We start from the raw sequence: 16695 nt of genomic DNA on the forward strand, positions 1-16695 counted from the left end.
TTCGACAGATCGTCGGCGCCCATGTTGATCTCGCGCGCCGCGATGCCGACATCGCAGGCCGTCACCTGGATCGTCGAGACGGTTGCCGAGAGGCGCACGATCGTCTCGTTGACGGCGTCCTTGAGCTCGGCGAAGCGGCCGCGATAGGCGGTCGGCACCTGACGGGTGAGGTCGCCGGCGGCCAGAGCGTTGAGAACCTCGACGAACTCGGTCGTCGCCGAATCGACCACGGCGTTGATCTCGTTGATGCCGGCGACCAGCTTCTGCATCTGCTCGTCGGCATCCTCGACCTGGAGCCGGGCCGAGAAATCCCCCGCAGCCGCTGCGGCAACGACCTCCCCGACATCCGACACGACCACCGCCATCGCATCAGCCGAGCGAATGCGTTCCGCCGCGGCTGAACGCTCCTGCTCCTGTAGCAAAGCGACCTGTTCGGTGCTCTGACGGAGTACCGCCACGGCCCGCGCCATATCCCCGATTTCGTCCTGCCGCTTCGTATGCGGGACCGCGATGTCCGTCTCGCCCGCCGTCAGGCGACTCATGCTGCCGCTCAGGTCGAGCAGCGGCCGCGTGATCGAGCGTTGCGCGAACAAAATGGCGGCAGCGATCGAAGCCAGCAGCGCCCCGAGCAGCACCACAGGCAGGATCCACTGGATCTGGCGCGTGAATTCGGCCGCTTCGACCGACAGCCTGTTGCCGACGTCCTCGTTGCGCTTGCCGAAAGCGACGAGCTGATCGTTGAGCGCCTTGCGATTGGCGCGGTTCTGATCGTTGTTGCCCTGCTGGTTGGCGGCGGCGGTCGAGACCTCGCGGCCGAGCCGGATCGTCTCGCTACGGAAGGCGATGAAGTCCTCGACCGACTTCTGCAGCTTCAGCGCGGTCTCGCGTTCCGCCGCCGGGACAAGGGCGACCAGATCGGCGGCGAGCTTGCGCATCACCGGAAAGCGCGCCTCCTTGGGCTTGGCGAAGGCCTCGGCTTCCTTTGCATCCTTCGACATGTAGATGCCGCGGGAATCCATCACCACGGCGAAGACCTGCGTGTTGATCCGCTCGGTGACCAGAGCGATCTCGCCTTGGATATCTGAGCGCGCGTTGAGATCGTTCGAGCGCGACAAGGCATAGAGGCTCAGAGCCGCCGAGAGCACGGCACCGGCGACGATGATCCCCAGCATCGCCAGCACTTTGAAGCGGATCGATTTCATGTTCTTGCTCGTGCTTTTTGCACGGTCGAAGCGGTGACCGGCGCTTAATCGTTCGGCATGACCAGGCACCGAAGCCATGAGGCTTTAAAAGCTTTGCCGGTAACGGTTAAAGGGCCTTTAAACTGCTTACCCATGCGTCAGCACGCTGCCGAAAAGCATAGCAAAAGCCTCCCTTTTGCGCTCATTTTTAAGTTGATGCGCGCATAAGTGGCAACTCGCTTCGCCATGCGGTGCCAGCATGTCGCACTGTGGCATTCAGGCCACGCTCTGCGTCGGCCATCATTTCGCCACATCCTTTTCACCCCGGCGCCATGCGGGGCCGTGAAGTGGTAAGGGTCCGCCGACGGGAACTCCTTGGAACTTGTCGGCAATTCGCATGTTGTCGCTGCCAGCCGCCCACGAAGAGCCGAGTTATGTCCTCCCAGCCTGATGCCTCCGCCACCTGTTCCCGCCGCCGCTTCCTGACGATGGCCTCGGCCTTCGTGCCTGTCGGCCTGGCCGGCTGTGTCACCGGTCCGCAGCAGGCCTATGAAGTCAGGACGCCGGTCCACCAGAACGCCGCTTTCCTGTCGATGTATGACGAGCGGCCGGATGAGCGGCATCCGCTGCCGGCGACCGACATCGACGAGGTCGAGACGCGCTTCCTGCGCCAGGAGGTCAATTACCAGACGCCGGAGCGCCCCGGCACGATCGTGGTCGACACCTCGGCCCGCTATCTCTATCTCGTCCGCGAGAACGGCCGCGCCATCCGCTACGGCATCGGCGTCGGCAAGCAGGGCATGTCCTGGCGTGGCCGCGCCACCGTCGCCCGCAAGGCCGAATGGCCGCGCTGGACGCCGACCGCCGCGATGATCGCCCGCGAGCCGGAGCGCAACGCGCGTTGGGCCGGCGGCATGGCGGGCGGCCTCGAGAACCCGCTCGGCGCGCGCGCCCTCTATCTCTATCAGGGCAACAGGGACACGCTCTACCGTATCCACGGCACGAGCGAGCCCTGGTCGATCGGCAAGGCCGTGTCCTCGGGCTGCATCCGCCTGTTCAACCAGGATATCATCGATCTGCACAGCCGCGTTCCGATCGGGACCCCCGTCGTCGTGCTGAACCGCAACCCGATCGGCGAACCGGAGCTCGACGAGACGGACGCGCCGCTGCCGCCTGACGACTTCATCTGAGCGTGCATGGCCGGCTCAGCCGGCAGCTTTCGGAAAGGGCGGCTCGCAAGCCGCCCTTTTTTGTCGCCGCGGCGCCGTCACGCTTCCTTTGCCAGATCGGGCTACTCCCCCAGCCCCGGGCGGCTGCGATTTGCCTCGACGCGGTTTTGCGCTACGCCCTGCCGGTCGGCAGCCCGCCGACGAGACGATGAGACCGCCAGATGCGCGTGACGATGATCGGTTCAGGCTATGTCGGCCTGGTCTCCGGAGCTTGCTTCGCCGATTTCGGCCATGAGGTGACCTGCGTCGACACCGACGCCGGCAAGATCGCCGCCCTGAAGCGCGGCGAGATCCCGATCTACGAACCCGGCCTCGACGACCTCGTCGCCAACAATGTCCGTGCCGGGCGGCTCTCCTTCACCACCGAGCTCGCGGGGCCGGTGGCGGCGGCGGACGCGGTCTTCATCGCGGTCGGCACGCCCTCGCGCCGCGGCGACGGCCATGCCGACCTGACTTACGTGCACCAGGCGGCGCGCGACGTCGTCGCGGCGATCGAGGGGTTCACCGTGGTCGTGACCAAGTCGACCGTGCCGGTCGGCACCGGCGACGAGGTCGAGCGGATCATGCGCGAGACGCGGGCCGATGCCGATTTCGCCGTCGTCTCCAACCCGGAATTCCTGCGCGAAGGCGCGGCGATCGCCGACTTCAAGCGCCCGGACCGGATCGTGATCGGAACCGAGGACGATCGCGCCCGCAAGGTGATGGAGGACCTCTACCGGCCGCTCTATCTCAATGCGGCGCCGCTGCTGTTCACGGCGCGGCGGACCTCGGAGCTGATCAAATACGCCGGCAACGCCTTCCTCGCGACCAAGATCACCTTCATCAACGAGATGGCGGATCTGTGCGAGCGGGTCGGCGCCAATGTCCAGGAGGTGGCGCGCGGCATCGGCCTCGACAACCGGATCGGCGGCAAGTTCCTGCATGCCGGCCCGGGCTATGGTGGCTCCTGCTTCCCGAAGGACACGCTCGCCCTGATCAAGACTGCGCAGGACATGGAGAGCCCGCTGCGCCTCGTCGAGACGGTGGTCGCGGTCAATGACCAGCGCAAGCGCGCGATGGCACGCAAGGTCATCGCCGCCTGCGGCGGCTCGGTCAGGGGCAAGCGCATCGCCATCCTCGGCCTCGCCTTCAAGCCCAACACCGACGACATGCGGGAGGCGCCCTCGCTCTCGATCGTGACGGCGCTGCTCGATGCCGGCGCCGAGATCACCGCCTATGATCCCGAGGCGATGGCGAGCGCCAAGCCGCTGATGCCGGAGATCGCCTACGCGCCGGACGCCTATTCCTGCCTCGAAGGGGCGGATGCGCTGGTGATCGTCACCGAATGGGATGCCTTCCGGGCGCTCGACCTCGGCCGCGTCAAGGCGGCGCTGCGTCATCCCGTCGTGGTCGATCTGCGCAACATCTACCGCTCCGGCGAGATGCGCGAGCGCGGCTTCACCTATGTCAATGTCGGCAACGCCTAACGGGCTGCGCTTTCCTCTCTGAAAGGCCGATCGCCTGCGTTCTTCCCTTCCCCCTCGTGGGGAAGGGATGGGGATGGGGGGCGAACGACTGGGTAGAAGGTGGCTGGTAGAAGCGGATCGGCGGGCTCCCGGCGAATTCGCCCCGACTTTGCGCCCCCCACCCCTGCCCCTCCCCACAAGGGGGAAGGGTTCGCGCGCCACACACGCTTGGCGGACGATTCCGTTTGAGCGCGACAGAATGGGATTGGGCCGCCGCCTTGATAGCGTCATAAGCCGTCACCACCTTTCGAAGCGACAGGGCGACCGCTCTGTCCAACATGAGAGGAGATGACGATGACGCCGCAGGAACGCGACGTGATCGCCGGGATTTTCGACCGCCTGCGTCAGGCGGCCAATCAGCCCCGCGACCCCGAGGCTGAACGTTTCATCGCTGACCGCCTGCGCGAGCAGCCCTATGCCGTCTATGCGATGGCGCAAACGATCTATGTCCAGGAGCAGGCTCTGGCCAATCAGCAGGCTCAGCTCGAACAGGCTCAGGCCGAGATCGAGCAGCTGCGCCGCCAGCCGCCCGCGCCAGCCCCGGCTCAGCAATCCGGCGGCTTCCTGTCGGGCATTTTCGGCGGCGGCGCGAGCCAGCCGGCCCGCTCCGGCTCGGTGCCATCCTTCCCGCAGCGCGGCGGCGCCGCACCGCAACCGGCTTCGCCGCCTTGGGGCGGCCAGGCGGCAGCGCCTCAGCCGGGCATGGCGCCGCAGCAGGGCATGGGCGCCGCGCCTGGCCCCTGGCAGAATCAGGCGGCCCAGCCTCCTGCCCGCGGCGGCGGCTTCCTGGCGGGCGCATTGACGACCGCGGCCGGCGTCGCCGGCGGCATGGTCGCCGGCAACATGCTGATGAACGCCTTCAGCGGCAGCAAGAGCGGCTCCGAGGCCAAGCCGGCCGAGGCTGCGCAGGCTGCGGAGAACAAGGACGCGTCGCAGAACAACGATGCGGCCAAGGACACCCAGACGGCTGCCGACCAGCAGCCGGCGGCAGAACCGCAGCAGGAGCCGAGCTATCAGGACGCCAATTACGACGATGGCAGCTATGATGACGGCTCGGGCGGCTTCGGTGGCGACGACGAGTGGGCCTGAGCCTGACGCCAGCCCTTGAAATGACGAGGCCCGCCTGGCGACAGGCGGGCCTTTTCTTTTTGAGCGTGTCCCGCTCGGCTCAGATCACCAAGACCTTCGCGCCGACGCGCACCCGCTCGTAGAGGTCGATCACGTCCTCGTTGTTCATGCGGATGCAGCCGGAGGAGACCGCCTGGCCGATCGTGTTCGGCTCGTTGGTGCCGTGGATGCGGTAGAGCGAGGAGCCGAGATAGAGCGCACGCGCACCCATCGGGTTCTCGGGACCGCCGGCCATGAAACGCGGCAGGTCGGGCCGGCGCTTCAGCATTTCGGCCGGCGGCGTCCAGCTCGGCCATTCGGCCTTGCGGGTGACCGCCTTCATGCCGGCCCATTCAAAACCGGGGCGGCCGACGCCGATGCCGTAGCGCAGGGCCCGGCCACCCGGCTGGACCAGGAAGAGGAAGCGCTGCGGCGTGTCGATGATGATGGTGCCGGGCTTGTGCGGGCCGCTATAGGCGACTTCCTGCTTCTGGAAGCGCGGATCGAGGGTGCGCGCGATCGGCCGCTCGGCCGGGATCGGCTCGCCGAGCGCGGCGGAACGACGCTCGCGGCGCGGCTCCATCGGGTCGCCCTGGATCGGCACCGGCGCCTCGTAGTCGGAGAGGCGGCGCGTCTGCGGCTGCTGGCCATAGGCGCCGCGCGGCGGCCGGTTATAGACCGCCCCGCCCCGACCATAATCGGTCGGGTCCTGGCCGGTCATCAGCATCTCGATGAAACCGCCGCCATACTGGCCGCGGCCGGCCGAATGCGTGACCATCGGGTCGGCGGGACGCCAATAGGTCTGGGCATTGGCTTGTGCCGACGCCTGCAGCAGGCCGCCGAACACGACAAAGGGAACAACATAGAGCGGACGCATGACGCAACTCTCTTTACGCAACAGGCTTGAAGCGTGAGGCGATGCGTTGAAATGAATGGTGAATCGTTGACTTTATCGGCCCCGGAAACGACTTAAACGCTCGAATTCCCCAGGTTAACCTTAGCGATCCGCAAGCAAACGCGGTAAACGTCGGGTTCATGCTCCCCGCTTGCGCATGGCGAGCCAGAGCCGCAGCAATGTCCGGCAGCGCGCCACGTCGAAGGCCAGCATCAGCCCGCCATAGACGACGGTGCCGAGCGCGGCCTGCAGCAGCAATTCGGGCAAGGGCGAAAGGCGCCCGGAGAGCGGCCAGACCGCCGCCGCCATCACAGCAACCGCAACGATGATCAAGCCGATGTCGCGCAGCTTCGGCAGGACAGGCAAGATCCGTAGCGCCATCCAGCCAGTGATGACGAGAACGGTCAGGAAGCTGACGGTCTGGCCAAGCGCGAACCGTTCCGGCCCGGCCGCGACGGCGCCGAAGACGAACGCGAGGTTGGCGGCGAGGCCGGCGCAGGCGGCGAAGGTCACCATGCCCGTGCGCTTGCCGAGCAGGAAGACGGGATAGAGCCCGCCGACGAAGATGGTCAGCGCGACGAAACCCGGCAGCAGCAGCAGCATGTAGGCGGCGAAACGGCCGTGGAACGCCACCGGCACCAGCAGCTTCTCGAAGGCCGGCAGCACCAGGAACAGGCCGGCCGCCACCGGCAGCGCCACCATCAGCACGATCACCAGATTGTCGGCGATGCGCCTTTGCGCCGCGCGCCGGCCCTTGGTCTCGTCGAGCCGAAGCACCTCGCGCAGCATGACGATCTCGAGCGTTGCCGCGAGCGTGCCGAACAGGCGCAGGCCCATATCGGCCGCGAGCGAGAAATAGCCGGCCTCGGCGAAGCCATAGGCATCGGCGAGCAGCGAGCGGTTCAGCAGCGGAATCAGCGAATAGATCGCGTTGGCGCCGACCAGCGGCAGGGCATAGCGGGCGAAGTCGAGTGCGAGGTCGCGGCTGGCGGCCGACCAGGCTAGCGGCGCATCGGCGAGCGAGCGCCGGACGGCGAGCAGCGCCGCCATGATACTGACGACGCCGCCGAACATCACGATCGTTGGATCGCGCGTCCACCAGGCGCCGCCGACCATCAGAAGCAGCGCGAGCACGTTCTTGACGATGACGAGGCGGGCATAGGCGGCATCGAGGAAGCGCGCCCGGGCGATCGCGCCGTGATAGTCGAACAGGCCGGCACAGATGCCGCCCAGCACCGAAGCCGCGACCAGCATGACCGGCAGGCCGAAATCGACGCCCGCGACCACGGCCGCGACGAGCAGGCCGGTGAGCGCGATGGTCATGCCCGCGCTCAGCACATCGAGCGTCGCCCTGATTCGCGGCTGTTCCTCGCGGCTCTTCTGCGAGTAGAAGCGGACGGCAGAGAGCCTGATCCAGTCGAGTAGCGCGGTGTTGAGCACGACGATGATCGCCGCGCCGATGGCGTAGCGGCCGAATTCGGCGGGGCCGAGGAAATAGGCGATGAGCAGCCCGAGGGCGAAGTTCAGCCCGGCATTGATCACGAAGGGCAGGAGAACGGTCATGACGCCATCGCGAAAGGGCCTGCCGGCTCGGCGCCAGCCGCGCATGACTGCGCTGATTCCGCCTAATCGCCAAACTCCGGATGTCCAAGCGGAAACTGGCACGGCCTGGCCGCCCGCCAGCACGAAAGACTGAACGAATGCCGAGCGATCCGCTGTTCTATCTCGTCGGCTGGACCACCACCCTGCTGGTCGGCATCGGCAAGGGCGCGTTCGGTGGCGGGCTCGCCATTCTGGGCGTGCCGCTGCTGGCGCTCGTCGTCGATCCGCTGCAGGCCGGGATCATGGTCGCGCTGTTGGTCGCGGCGATGGACCTCGTCGCCATCGGCAGCTTCGGCGTCTCGACCTGGTCGAAGAAGGACCTCGTCTGGCTGATCCCCGGCCTGATCCTCGGCATCGCGATCGGCTATGCCGTCTTCCTCATCGTCGATGCGCGCATCGTCACGCTGATCATCGGCCTCGTTACCCTCGCCTTCACGGCGCATTGGTTCCTGCGCGGCCGGACCGCGCCAGCAGGCCAATTGCCGGTTTCGCCCCCCTCGCGCTGCTGGCAGGAACAGCCTCGGGCTTCACCACCTTCGTCGCCCATGCCGGCGGGCCGCCCGTCGCCATGTACCTGCTGGCGCGCGGCCTCTCCAAGACCGCCTTTGTCGGCACCACCATCGCCTTCTTCATGCTCGGCAACCTCCTGAAGCTGCCGCCCTATCTGGCGCTCGGGCTGAAACAGCCGCAGGCGCTCTGGGCCGCGCTCGCCTTGCTGCCGGCGGCGCCGATCGGTGTCTGGGTCGGCCGCTGGCTGCATGAACGGCTCGACCAGAAGCGGCTGTTCTTTGCCTGCTATCTGCTGCTCGCGGCCGCCGCGTTGAAGCTGACCGCGGACGCCGCGCTGGCATTGCTGCGGTAACGGCATGGCAGGAGCGCGAGCCGCCCATCTTTGCAGCAGCCCGCATTGGGCCTAAGCGGGTGGTCATGACCGCCCTGCCCGTCCTGCGCGACGCCACCGACGCTGATTCGGAGCCGCTCGCCACCCTGATCGCCGCGACCTTCGCCGAATATCCGAACTGCTTCTTCGAGTGGTCGGAATTCCCGGAGCTGCGCCGCCCCGCCAGCCACTATGCCGAAAAGGGCGGCAGGCTCTGGGTCGCCGATGGGCCGGACGGGCGCATCGCCGGCTCGATCGCCGTCGTGCCGGTGCCAGACCAGAACGCGGTCGAACTGTTCAAGGTCTATGCCGATCCGAGCCAGCGCGGCAGCGGCCTGGCGCAGACGCTGTTTGCGCAGACACTCGCTTTCGCCGAGGCCGGCGGCTACCGGGAGATGATGCTGTGGTCGGACAGCAAGTTCGCCCGCGGCCACCGCTTCTACGAGAAGCTCGGCTTCGTGCGCTGGCCGGGCGAGCGCTATCTCGCCGACGTCTCCTCGACCTGGGAATACCATTTCCGCAAGCCGCTCGCCCCGGCTCGGACATGAACCTCAACACGGCGCTGCGGGCGGTTCTCGGCATCGCGCTGCTCACCGCGATGGATGCGGTGATCAAGGCCCAGATGCAGCAGCATCCGTTCCTGATGGCGCTGTTCATGCGCTTCGCCGCAGGCGCGGTCTGCGCGATCATCGTCGTCGCGGTCCTGCGGCCGGCCAAGCCGACGCGAGCGAGCCTGATCGGCAACAGCGTTCGCGTACCGCTGGTCATTGTCACCGCCGGCAGCTTCTTCTATTCGATCTCGGTGCTGCCGCTGGCGGAGGCGCTGACCCTCTCCTTCCTGGCGCCTGTCTTCGTCGCCCTGCTCGGGGCGCTGATCCTGAAGGAACGCCTCGACGGGCGCATCCTGCAGGCGCTCGGCTTCGGCTTCGCCGGCATGCTGGTGATGGTCTGGCCGCGTTTGCAAGGCGGCGTCACCGGAGCCGAGCTCGGCGTCGCCGCGGCGCTGGTCTCAGCGGTGTCCTATGCCTTCAACCTGATCCTGCTGCGCCGGATCGCGGTGAAGGAGCATCCGGCGATCATCGTGCTGTTCCAGAATGCCGGGCCGGCACTGTGCCTGGCCTGGCCGGCATCCTTCTTTTTCGTGCCGATGAGCGGCGGTGACCTGCTCGCCTATCTCGGCGCCGGCGCGCTCGGCGTCGCTGGTCATCTCTCGCTGACCTCGGCCTTCGCCCGCGCGCCAGCCTCGCGGCTGGCGCCGATCGAGTACACGGCGCTGGTCTGGGCGAGCCTGCTCGGCTGGTTCGTCTTCGGCGAAGCCCCGCTCTGGACCACCTATGCCGGCGCGGTGCTGATCGTCGCCGGAGCCTTCGCCGTCAGCCGGCGTTAGTGCCGAATTCGCCCCTCAGTTGGGAGCCTGCCGCAAAATCGCCGGCTTGGTCGGACTTCTGCACGAAACCGCTTGAGGGGAGCGACCGACCGCGCATGCCCACCTTCCGCTCCACCGGTGATTGACGCCAGGCATGCAGCGCCCCGGCCCCGCTGCTCGCGCCCTTCGCGAACCCGGCCTCGCCGTCGCGTTCTGCCTGCATCTCGCCTTGCTCGGCGCACTGCTCGCCGCCAGAGCCTTCAGCGGCCACCTTCCGGGGGACGAGGCCAGTGTCGAGGTCGAGTTGGTCGGCCCTGAGGCGCTGATACCTCCAGCACCGCCGCCCGTGCCTGTTCAGGCGCCGGCCCCTCCGCCAGCTGCTGAGATCGCATCGCCTCCGCAATCAGCTCCCACCACTGCGCCTCCGGATAAGCCGGCGGCCCCGCCGGTTCCTCCGCCGGCCGAGCCGCCGGCGATGATCACGGCCCGGACGCTGCATTCCGAGAGCGTGCTGGCCCATCCGCGCAGCCGGGGAACGCGCGAGGCGCTGAAGACGCTCGAGGCAAGCGAGCGCGTCGAGCAGCTCTGCAATCTCGAAGCCATGAGCCAGATCCATGCCTGGAAGGCGGATTTCGAGCCGGACCGCGTCGTCGCCTTCGCCATGGCCGGCACGAAGCTGACGAAGGCCGTGCTGGAGGCCGAGGGCGCCGCCTTCCGCAGCCGCAAGCAATGGTACGGACTGCGCTTCCGCTGCGAGATGGCAGCGAACGGCAAGGTCGCTGGCTTCCAGTTCCGCGTCGGCGAGGCGATCCCGCGCAGCGAATGGGCGGCGCACGACCTGCCGCCCGAACATTAGCCCTGCTGCAACAGCCTCAGGCCGGCTTGCTGCAATAAGCCTCCAGCCGATAACCGTCGGGATCGACGACGAAGGCGGCGTAATAGTCGGGGCCGTAGGATTCGCGCAGGCCCGGCTTGCCGTTGTCGGCGCCACCCGCCGCCAACGCAGCCGCATGGAAGGCATCGACGCTCTGGCGCGTCGGCGCGACGAAGCAGAAATGCAGGTTGGAGTCACGGTCCGGCGGCACCGGCGCCGGGACTGCGCCGATCCAGAGGCCGACACCGTCCTTGCCGTAGCCGAGCGAGCTTTCATCCGCGCTCAGGCAATCATAACCGAGCGCGCCGAGAGCGGCGTCATAGAAGCGCTTCGTGCGGGCGATCTCGCGAACGCCGATGGAAACGTGATCGAACATGGCTTTCCTCTCTCAGACTTTGACGCGCTTGGCCCTGAAATCGGCCTCGACCTGCCAGCTCGCGCCGTCGTCGCGCGAGCGGTCGCCGATCCAGTGGAACGAGTCCGGGGTGATCTCGGTGAAGCGCCAGCGGATCGCCGTGCCGTCCTCGAGCCTGCCGTGCTGGATGATATCCCGGCCCTCGGCGCGACCGAGCTGGTGCGTGTAGTACTGCTTGACCGGGTCGTTCCAGCGGATGTGCCAGGCGTCCTGGGCGGGGTCGTAGACGCGTAGCGTCGTGCCGTGGAAGAAGCCCGGCAGAATCCAGACGTCCTGCACGGCGCGGCCGCAGAGCACCCAGCCGAAATTAATGTGGCCCCTGGCCTCACGGCGCTGGCCGTCGTCGGCATGCATCACTGCATCCACGGTCCAAGCGCCGACGAACTGGCCGTAGAGGGCGAGCTTGTCGGCGTAGTCAGGCGCCGGCTCGGCGGAGATGAGGACGTCGGCCAGCGTCGATGGCGCTGCTGTCATGATCGGGCTCCGTCTGGATCAAGTTGGCGCCCAGCTAGACCCGGAGCCTCGGGCCGCGCTTGGGAAAAACTGCTAAACTCGCTGACATGACCGCCACCGCACATATCCTCGCGTCAGGCCCCGGCTGGCGGGTCAGCGACATCGTCTGCACGGCCGGCCCGGACGACCGGGCCTTCGAGGAGGAGCACCCGCAGCACTGCATCGCCATCGTCCGCAGCGGCTCGTTCCGTTATCGCTCGACGCAAGGCAGCGCCGTGCTGGCGCCGGGCTCGCTGCTGCTCGGCAATCGCGGCGCCTGTTTCGAATGCGGCCATGAACATGCAGCGGGCGACCACTGTCTCGCCTTCCAGTTCGAGCCGGCCTGGCTCGAAGGCATCGTCGCGGCCGTGCCGGGCGCTCGGCAGGCGGGTTTCACGCAGGCTCATCTGCCGCCGTTGCCCGCTTTCGCCAGCATCATTGCCGCGGCGGAGGTCGCTGCGGATCATCCCGAATGTCTCGAAGAGACCGCGCTGCGTCTCGCCGGCGCCGTGACGAGCCTTCTGTCGGGCGCGAAAGCCCGAACCGAGATGCCCAGCACCCGCGACCAGCGCCGGATCACGCGGGCGCTGCGCCATATCGAGGCGCATTGCGACGAAGCGCTCTCGCTCGACGCGCTGGCCCGGCAGGCGGCGATGAGCCCCTATCATTTCCTGCGGACGTTCCGGACGCTGGTCGGGATGACGCCGCACCAGTACGTGCTCCGGACCCGCCTGCACCGTGCGGCGCTGCTGCTGCGCCGGACCGGGCAGCCGGTTGCCAACATCGCCTTCGATTGCGGCTTCGGCGACCTCTCGACCTTCAACCGGCGCTTCAGGCGAGTGATGGGCGCGAGCCCGAGCGCTTATCGCGGCGCCTGAGCGGCCTCAACGCTTTGCCCAGCGGTGATAGGTCAGTGCGAGCGCAATGCAATGCGCCAGCGGCTCGGCCGGCGGCTCCTTTTCGACCGAAAAGATCAGCGCCCGGTTGCCGTCATAGCTGAACTCACCGGGATAATGGCGCCGATACGTCTCGATCAGGCTCGTCTGGCAATGGACGTAGAGCGCGTAATGCGTCGCCGAGCCTTTCAGCGCGTCCGCCCGAACGGTCGTCCCCGTCCTCGCCCGTTTGGGCAACCAGGCCGGCTCCCCCCATTTCAAGGTTTCCGTCAGGGGGCCGATCTCGGAGTTTCTTTCCGCAACATCGAGGATCACCTGGCGCAGGCGCAGCATCGAAGGCTGAAGCGGCTCCGGCAGCGACCGAAACCTCGCTTCCACGGCAGCCTCGGTGAATGGCGCGAACGTCACGGGTCGCTCCTGTCTGGAGACGGGTGCGACGGCTCAGCGGCCTGCGCCCGCCTTCGCACCGAAGATCATGCAGGTCTCGGTGCCGTGCGCCAGCAGCTTGCCATGTGCGTCGACCAGCCTGCCCTCGCTGGTCGCAACCGAGCCGCCGCGATGGATCAGCCTGCCCTCGCAGCGCACCGGGCCGTTGCCGGGCATGACCGGGCGGACATAGTTCAGCTTCATCTCCAGCGTGGTGTAGCCCTCGCCGACCCGTAGTGTCGAATGCACGGCGCAGGCCATGGCGGAATCGAGGATCGTCGCCGTCCAGCCGCCATGGATCGTTCCGAGCGGGTTGAAGAAGCGCGGCGAGGGTGTGCCGACGAAGACCACCCTGCCCTCCTCGGCCTCGGCGATGTCGAAATCCATCGCATCGGCGAAGGGCGGGCCGGGATGGCGACCCTCGATCATCCCACGCAGGAAGGAGACGCCATCCTCCGCGAGCAAGACATCACGGCTGACGACACCGACCTGGCGGGACATGCGACGACTCCATCTCTAACGTGTAGATGCACGATAAAGATCGAGCTGGATGGCGGTCAAGCCAGCCGATGCAGGGTCAGCCGACTTCCCTCGCCGCCCGCCGGATCGTCCTGAGATTGTCGCGCGTCTGACTCCAGCGCTCCTGGCCGAGCCCGCCCTCGATCCGCTCCTGCGCCGCGCGCCAATAGGGGATCGCCGCTTCGATCGCGGCGCGGCCCTTATTGGTCACGGCATAGGTCAGCGCCCGGCCCTTGCAGTCGACAGGCTCGATCAGCTTCTCGGCGGCGAGCAGTTGCAGGTTGCGCGTCAGCGAGGTCCGCTCCAGCGCGAAACGGTCGGCGAGCTCGGTGACCGAACGCCAGGCGCCGGTCGAGAGCGCAGAGAGCAGCACGAACTGGGTGATCTTCAGGCCGCTCGGCCGCATCGCCTCGTCATAGGCGCGGGTCACGGCCCGCGCCGTCATGCGCACATGCAGCACCACGCAGGAGCGGGCGATGTCGTCGAGCTGGAGATCGGGCGCGGACGTCGTCATCTCGCCACGATAGCCGGTTTAACGTGCGCCCGCAGCAGCGCAGATCGGCGGCCGGTCGCCGCATTCACCTTTTGCGCTGCGGATTCCTTGACTCCTGCGGACCCCGCGCCTATCTCCGCGACGTCGGTTAGCACTCACTTGGTGAGACTGCTAACAGACCCCTTTCACGGGCCGGTCACGAGCCCGTCCAGAATAAGACCGAGAGGAAGACAGAACCATGAAGTTCCGTCCGCTGCATGACCGCGTTGTGGTCCGTCGCCTTGACGGCGAAGAGAAGACCAAGGGTGGCATCATCATCCCCGATACCGCCAAGGAAAAGCCCCAGGAGGGCGAGATCGTCGCCATCGGCCCCGGCGCCCGCGACGACGCCGGCAAGCTGGTTGCGCTCGATGTCAAGAAGGGCGATCGCGTCCTCTTCGGCAAGTGGAGCGGCACCGAGGTCAAGATCGACGGCCAGGATCTCCTGATCATGAAGGAATCCGACATCATGGGCATCGTCGGCTGAGCAGCCTGACGCCCACCCGTCCGTAGAGTTCAATCAGGAGTAGTCTCATGGCTGCCAAAGAAGTTCGCTTTTCCACCGACGCCCGCGACAAGATGCTGCGCGGCGTGGACATCCTCGCCAACGCCGTGAAGGTCACGCTGGGTCCCAAGGGCCGCAACGTCGTGATCGAGAAGAGTTTCGGCGCGCCGCGCATCACCAAGGACGGCGTCACCGTCGCCAAGGAGATCGAGCTCGCCGACAAGTTCGAGAACATGGGCGCCCAGATGGTCCGCGAAGTCGCTTCGCGCCAGAACGACCATGCCGGCGACGGCACCACCACCGCCACCGTTCTCGCCCAGGCGATCGTCCGTGAAGGCGCCAAGTCGGTTGCGGCCGGCATGAACCCGATGGACCTGAAGCGCGGCATCGACCTCGCCGTCGAGGCCATCGTCGCCGACCTCAAGAAGAACTCCAAGAAGGTCACGTCCAACGCGGAAGTCGCGCAGGTCGGCACCATCTCGGCGAACGGCGACGAGTCGGTCGGCAAGATGATCTCGACCGCGATGCAGAAGGTTGGCAACGAGGGTGTCATCACCGTCGAGGAAGCCAAGACCGCCGACACCGAGCTCGACGTCGTCGAGGGCATGCAGTTCGACCGCGGTTACCTCTCGCCGTACTTCATCACCAACGCCGAGAAGATGGTCGCCGAGCTCGAGGACCCCTACATCCTCATCTTCGAGAAGAAGCTGTCGTCGCTCCAGGCGATGCTGCCGATCCTCGAGGCCGTGGTGCAGACCGGCAAGCCGCTCCTGATCATCGCCGAGGACGTCGAGGGCGAGGCCCTGGCCACGCTCGTCGTCAACAAGCTCCGTGGCGGCCTGAAGGTCGCGGCCGTCAAGGCGCCGGGCTTCGGTGACCGCCGCAAGGCCATGCTCGAGGACATTTCGATCCTGACCGCCGGCCAGATGATCTCGGAAGACCTCGGCATCAAGCTCGAGACCGTGACGCTCAACATGCTCGGCCGCGCCAAGAAGGTGCGCATCGAGAAGGAGAACACCACGATCATCGACGGCGCCGGCAAGAAGAAGGACATCGAGGGCCGCGTCGCGCAGATCAAGGCGCAGATCGAGGAGACCACCTCGGACTACGACCGTGAGAAGCTCCAGGAGCGTCTGGCCAAGCTCGCCGGCGGCGTCGCGGTCATCCGCGTCGGCGGCGCGACCGAGGTCGAGGTCAAGGAGAAGAAGGACCGCGTCGACGATGCCCTGAACGCCACCCGCGCTGCGGTGGAAGAAGGCATCCTGCCGGGCGGCGGCGTCGCCCTGCTGCGCGCCCTGAACTCGGTCAAGTCGATCAAGACCCAGAACGACGACCAGAAGACCGGCGTCGAGATCGTCCGCAAGGCGATCGCCGCCCCGGCTCGCCAGATCGTCGACAACGCCGGCGATGACGGCGCGGTCGTGATCGGCAAGCTGCTGGAGTCGAAGGACTACGCCTGGGGCTACAACGCCCAGACCGGCGAGTACGGCGATCTGGTCAAGGCCGGCATCATCGACCCGACCAAGGTCGTGCGCACGGCGATCCAGGACGCGGCTTCGATCGCCGGCCTGCTGATCACCACCGAGGCGATGATCGCCGAGACGCCGAAGAAGGACGCCCCGATGCCCCCGATGGGCGGCGGCGGCATGGGCGGCATGGACTTCTGATCCAGCCCCAGTCTTCGAGACTACGGAAGGCCCGGCGCAAGCCGGGCCTTTTTCGTTGGCTGCGGCGCTTTGCACAGCTACGAGCTCCCACAGGCTTGCATCGACTTTGGTTGTAGGCCCTAGATCGCGACAGGTGCGGCATCCTGCCGCGCCCTGCTTTCGGGGGTCACTTCATGAACAACCCTGCTTTGGGCGATGCCGCCAAGCTCGTCGGCCGCATATTGCTCGCCCTGATGTTCGTGCTCGGCGGCTGGTCCAAGATCAACGGCTATGCCGGCACGCAAGCCTATATGGGTTCGGCCGGCGTGCCCGGCATCCTGCTGCCGCTGGTGATCATCGTCGAGCTGATCGGCGGCCTGATGATCGTCGTCGGCTACAAGACCCGCCTCACGGCCCTCGCCTTGTTCGCCTTCACCATCGCCGCCTCGGTGCTGTTCCACATGAACTGGGCGCAGCCGATGCAGCAGCTGCTGTTCATGAAGAACCTCGCGGTCGCAGGCGGCTTCCTCATGCTGTTCGCGGCCGGCGCCGGCGCCTATTCGGTCGACAAGGATTGAGGCCCATCACAAAACGCTGAAAAAGCGCGGCCCGGCCTTGAGCCGGG

At 67.1% G+C, this 16695-nt stretch carries 18 protein-coding genes and 1 pseudogene; 11 read left to right on the top strand and 8 right to left on the bottom strand.

The features are described from left to right. A partial coding sequence (locus BMZ69_RS28400; RefSeq protein WP_175507023.1) for a HAMP domain-containing protein occupies nt 1–1202 on the bottom strand: 1202 nt, incomplete at its 3' end. A 467-nt stretch (nt 1203–1669) separates the two neighbouring features. Between BMZ69_RS28400 and BMZ69_RS28405 the strand changes: the two genes are divergently transcribed. The 3 genes from BMZ69_RS28405 (at nt 1670) to BMZ69_RS28415 (ending at nt 5004) form a co-directional block, all read left to right on the top strand. Further along, nucleotides 1670–2371, top strand: a complete 702-nt coding sequence (locus BMZ69_RS28405) for a L,D-transpeptidase (protein ID WP_092163354.1) — start codon at nt 1670–1672, stop codon at nt 2369–2371. 200 nt (nt 2372–2571) lie between these two features. After that, complete coding sequence (locus tag BMZ69_RS28410) at nt 2572–3876, top strand: UDP-glucose dehydrogenase family protein (RefSeq protein ID WP_092163303.1); 1305 nt, start codon at nt 2572–2574, stop codon at nt 3874–3876. A gap of 333 nt (nt 3877–4209) precedes the next feature. Then, nucleotides 4210–5004, top strand: a complete 795-nt coding sequence (locus BMZ69_RS28415) for a DUF2076 domain-containing protein (protein ID WP_092163355.1) — start codon at nt 4210–4212, stop codon at nt 5002–5004. A gap of 79 nt (nt 5005–5083) precedes the next feature. Here the strand turns inward: BMZ69_RS28415 and BMZ69_RS28420 are convergent, their stop codons facing one another. Beyond that, nucleotides 5084–5800, bottom strand: a complete 717-nt coding sequence (locus tag BMZ69_RS28420; protein ID WP_092163356.1) for a L,D-transpeptidase — start codon at nt 5798–5800, stop codon at nt 5084–5086. Between the two features lie 255 nt (nt 5801–6055). Next, complete coding sequence (locus BMZ69_RS28425; RefSeq protein ID WP_139219264.1) at nt 6056–7480, bottom strand: lipopolysaccharide biosynthesis protein; 1425 nt, start codon at nt 7478–7480, stop codon at nt 6056–6058. Nucleotides 7481–7617: 137 nt separating this feature from the next. Here BMZ69_RS28425 and BMZ69_RS28430 point away from each other — a divergent pair. From BMZ69_RS28430 to BMZ69_RS31365, 4 genes and pseudogenes are all read left to right on the top strand, one after another. Next, nucleotides 7618–8381, top strand: a pseudogene (locus BMZ69_RS28430) (sulfite exporter TauE/SafE family protein). Nucleotides 8382–8446: 65 nt separating this feature from the next. Further along, the gene (locus BMZ69_RS28440) at nt 8447–8947 is read left to right on the top strand and encodes a GNAT family N-acetyltransferase (protein ID WP_092163309.1); all 501 of its coding nucleotides are present in this window, start codon (nt 8447–8449) and stop codon (nt 8945–8947) included. Next, on the top strand, nt 8944–9786 hold the full coding sequence (locus tag BMZ69_RS28445) for a DMT family transporter (protein ID WP_092163310.1): 843 nt from the start codon (nt 8944–8946) through the stop codon (nt 9784–9786). The genes BMZ69_RS28440 and BMZ69_RS28445 overlap by 4 nt, the downstream gene beginning before the upstream one ends. 454 nt (nt 9787–10240) lie before the next feature. Further along, nucleotides 10241–10621 (top strand): DUF930 domain-containing protein, encoded by a 381-nt coding sequence (locus BMZ69_RS31365; RefSeq protein WP_139219266.1) that lies wholly within the window; start codon nt 10241–10243, stop codon nt 10619–10621. 16 nt (nt 10622–10637) lie between these two features. On the opposite strand, the gene BMZ69_RS28455 is transcribed toward BMZ69_RS31365, so the two are convergent. Both BMZ69_RS28455 and BMZ69_RS28460 read right to left on the bottom strand, forming a co-directional pair. Further along, nucleotides 10638–11015, bottom strand: coding sequence for a VOC family protein (locus BMZ69_RS28455; RefSeq protein WP_092163314.1), 378 nt, complete (start codon nt 11013–11015; stop codon nt 10638–10640). Between the two features lie 12 nt (nt 11016–11027). Next, complete coding sequence (locus BMZ69_RS28460) at nt 11028–11528, bottom strand: hypothetical protein (RefSeq protein ID WP_092163317.1); 501 nt, start codon at nt 11526–11528, stop codon at nt 11028–11030. Nucleotides 11529–11614: 86 nt separating this feature from the next. Between BMZ69_RS28460 and BMZ69_RS28465 the strand changes: the two genes are divergently transcribed. Further along, complete coding sequence (locus tag BMZ69_RS28465; protein WP_092163319.1) at nt 11615–12424, top strand: AraC family transcriptional regulator; 810 nt, start codon at nt 11615–11617, stop codon at nt 12422–12424. Between the two features lie 6 nt (nt 12425–12430). On the opposite strand, the gene BMZ69_RS28470 is transcribed toward BMZ69_RS28465, so the two are convergent. The 3 genes from BMZ69_RS28470 to BMZ69_RS28480 form a co-directional block, all read right to left on the bottom strand. After that, the gene (locus BMZ69_RS28470; protein WP_139219268.1) at nt 12431–12775 is read right to left on the bottom strand and encodes a DUF1801 domain-containing protein; all 345 of its coding nucleotides are present in this window, start codon (nt 12773–12775) and stop codon (nt 12431–12433) included. 108 nt (nt 12776–12883) lie between these two features. Further along, nucleotides 12884–13369 carry a PaaI family thioesterase gene (locus BMZ69_RS28475; RefSeq protein ID WP_092163322.1) on the bottom strand — a complete coding sequence of 162 codons (486 nt, stop codon included), beginning with the start codon at nt 13367–13369 and terminating at the stop codon, nt 12884–12886. Between the two features lie 76 nt (nt 13370–13445). After that, on the bottom strand, nt 13446–13901 hold the full coding sequence (locus BMZ69_RS28480) for a MarR family winged helix-turn-helix transcriptional regulator (protein ID WP_139219270.1): 456 nt from the start codon (nt 13899–13901) through the stop codon (nt 13446–13448). A gap of 217 nt (nt 13902–14118) precedes the next feature. On the opposite strand from BMZ69_RS28480, the gene groES reads away from it, so the two are divergent. The 3 genes from groES to BMZ69_RS28495 all read left to right on the top strand — a co-directional run bounded on the left by groES (nt 14119) and on the right by BMZ69_RS28495 (nt 16648). Continuing rightward, the gene (groES, locus tag BMZ69_RS28485; RefSeq protein ID WP_092163327.1) at nt 14119–14406 is read left to right on the top strand and encodes a co-chaperone GroES; all 288 of its coding nucleotides are present in this window, start codon (nt 14119–14121) and stop codon (nt 14404–14406) included. A 47-nt stretch (nt 14407–14453) separates the two neighbouring features. Then, nucleotides 14454–16091 carry a chaperonin GroEL gene (gene groL / locus BMZ69_RS28490; RefSeq protein WP_092163328.1) on the top strand — a complete coding sequence of 546 codons (1638 nt, stop codon included), beginning with the start codon at nt 14454–14456 and terminating at the stop codon, nt 16089–16091. A gap of 173 nt (nt 16092–16264) precedes the next feature. After that, complete coding sequence (locus tag BMZ69_RS28495) at nt 16265–16648, top strand: DoxX family protein (protein WP_092163329.1); 384 nt, start codon at nt 16265–16267, stop codon at nt 16646–16648. Nucleotides 16649–16695: the final 47 nt, after the last annotated feature.

Origin of the sequence: Allobosea sp. CRIB-10, assembly GCF_900112185.1 — a bacterium.
GTDB lineage: Bacteria > Pseudomonadota > Alphaproteobacteria > Rhizobiales > Beijerinckiaceae > Allobosea.

What these genes read in the sequence shown, in the direction of transcription:
- BMZ69_RS31365 (WP_139219266.1), top strand. Translation starts at nt 10,241, where the DNA reads ATGATCACGGCCCGGACGCTGCATTCCGAGAGCGTGCTGGCCCATCCG.
- BMZ69_RS28460 (WP_092163317.1), bottom strand. Translation starts at nt 11,528, where the DNA reads ATGACAGCAGCGCCATCGACGCTGGCCGACGTCCTCATCTCCGCCGAG.
- BMZ69_RS28470 (WP_139219268.1), bottom strand. Translation starts at nt 12,775, where the DNA reads ATGCTGCGCCTGCGCCAGGTGATCCTCGATGTTGCGGAAAGAAACTCC.
- BMZ69_RS28480 (WP_139219270.1), bottom strand. Translation starts at nt 13,901, where the DNA reads ATGACGACGTCCGCGCCCGATCTCCAGCTCGACGACATCGCCCGCTCC.
- BMZ69_RS28445 (WP_092163310.1), top strand. Translation starts at nt 8,944, where the DNA reads ATGAACCTCAACACGGCGCTGCGGGCGGTTCTCGGCATCGCGCTGCTC.
- BMZ69_RS28410 (WP_092163303.1), top strand. Translation starts at nt 2,572, where the DNA reads ATGCGCGTGACGATGATCGGTTCAGGCTATGTCGGCCTGGTCTCCGGA.
- BMZ69_RS28405 (WP_092163354.1), top strand. Translation starts at nt 1,670, where the DNA reads ATGGCCTCGGCCTTCGTGCCTGTCGGCCTGGCCGGCTGTGTCACCGGT.
- groL (WP_092163328.1), top strand. Translation starts at nt 14,454, where the DNA reads ATGGCTGCCAAAGAAGTTCGCTTTTCCACCGACGCCCGCGACAAGATG.
- BMZ69_RS28415 (WP_092163355.1), top strand. Translation starts at nt 4,210, where the DNA reads ATGACGCCGCAGGAACGCGACGTGATCGCCGGGATTTTCGACCGCCTG.
- BMZ69_RS28440 (WP_092163309.1), top strand. Translation starts at nt 8,447, where the DNA reads ATGACCGCCCTGCCCGTCCTGCGCGACGCCACCGACGCTGATTCGGAG.
- BMZ69_RS28420 (WP_092163356.1), bottom strand. Translation starts at nt 5,800, where the DNA reads ATGGTCACGCATTCGGCCGGCCGCGGCCAGTATGGCGGCGGTTTCATC.
- BMZ69_RS28495 (WP_092163329.1), top strand. Translation starts at nt 16,265, where the DNA reads ATGAACAACCCTGCTTTGGGCGATGCCGCCAAGCTCGTCGGCCGCATA.
- BMZ69_RS28465 (WP_092163319.1), top strand. Translation starts at nt 11,615, where the DNA reads ATGACCGCCACCGCACATATCCTCGCGTCAGGCCCCGGCTGGCGGGTC.
- BMZ69_RS28475 (WP_092163322.1), bottom strand. Translation starts at nt 13,369, where the DNA reads ATGTCCCGCCAGGTCGGTGTCGTCAGCCGTGATGTCTTGCTCGCGGAG.
- BMZ69_RS28455 (WP_092163314.1), bottom strand. Translation starts at nt 11,015, where the DNA reads ATGTTCGATCACGTTTCCATCGGCGTTCGCGAGATCGCCCGCACGAAG.
- groES (WP_092163327.1), top strand. Translation starts at nt 14,119, where the DNA reads ATGAAGTTCCGTCCGCTGCATGACCGCGTTGTGGTCCGTCGCCTTGAC.
- BMZ69_RS28425 (WP_139219264.1), bottom strand. Translation starts at nt 7,480, where the DNA reads ATGACCGTTCTCCTGCCCTTCGTGATCAATGCCGGGCTGAACTTCGCC.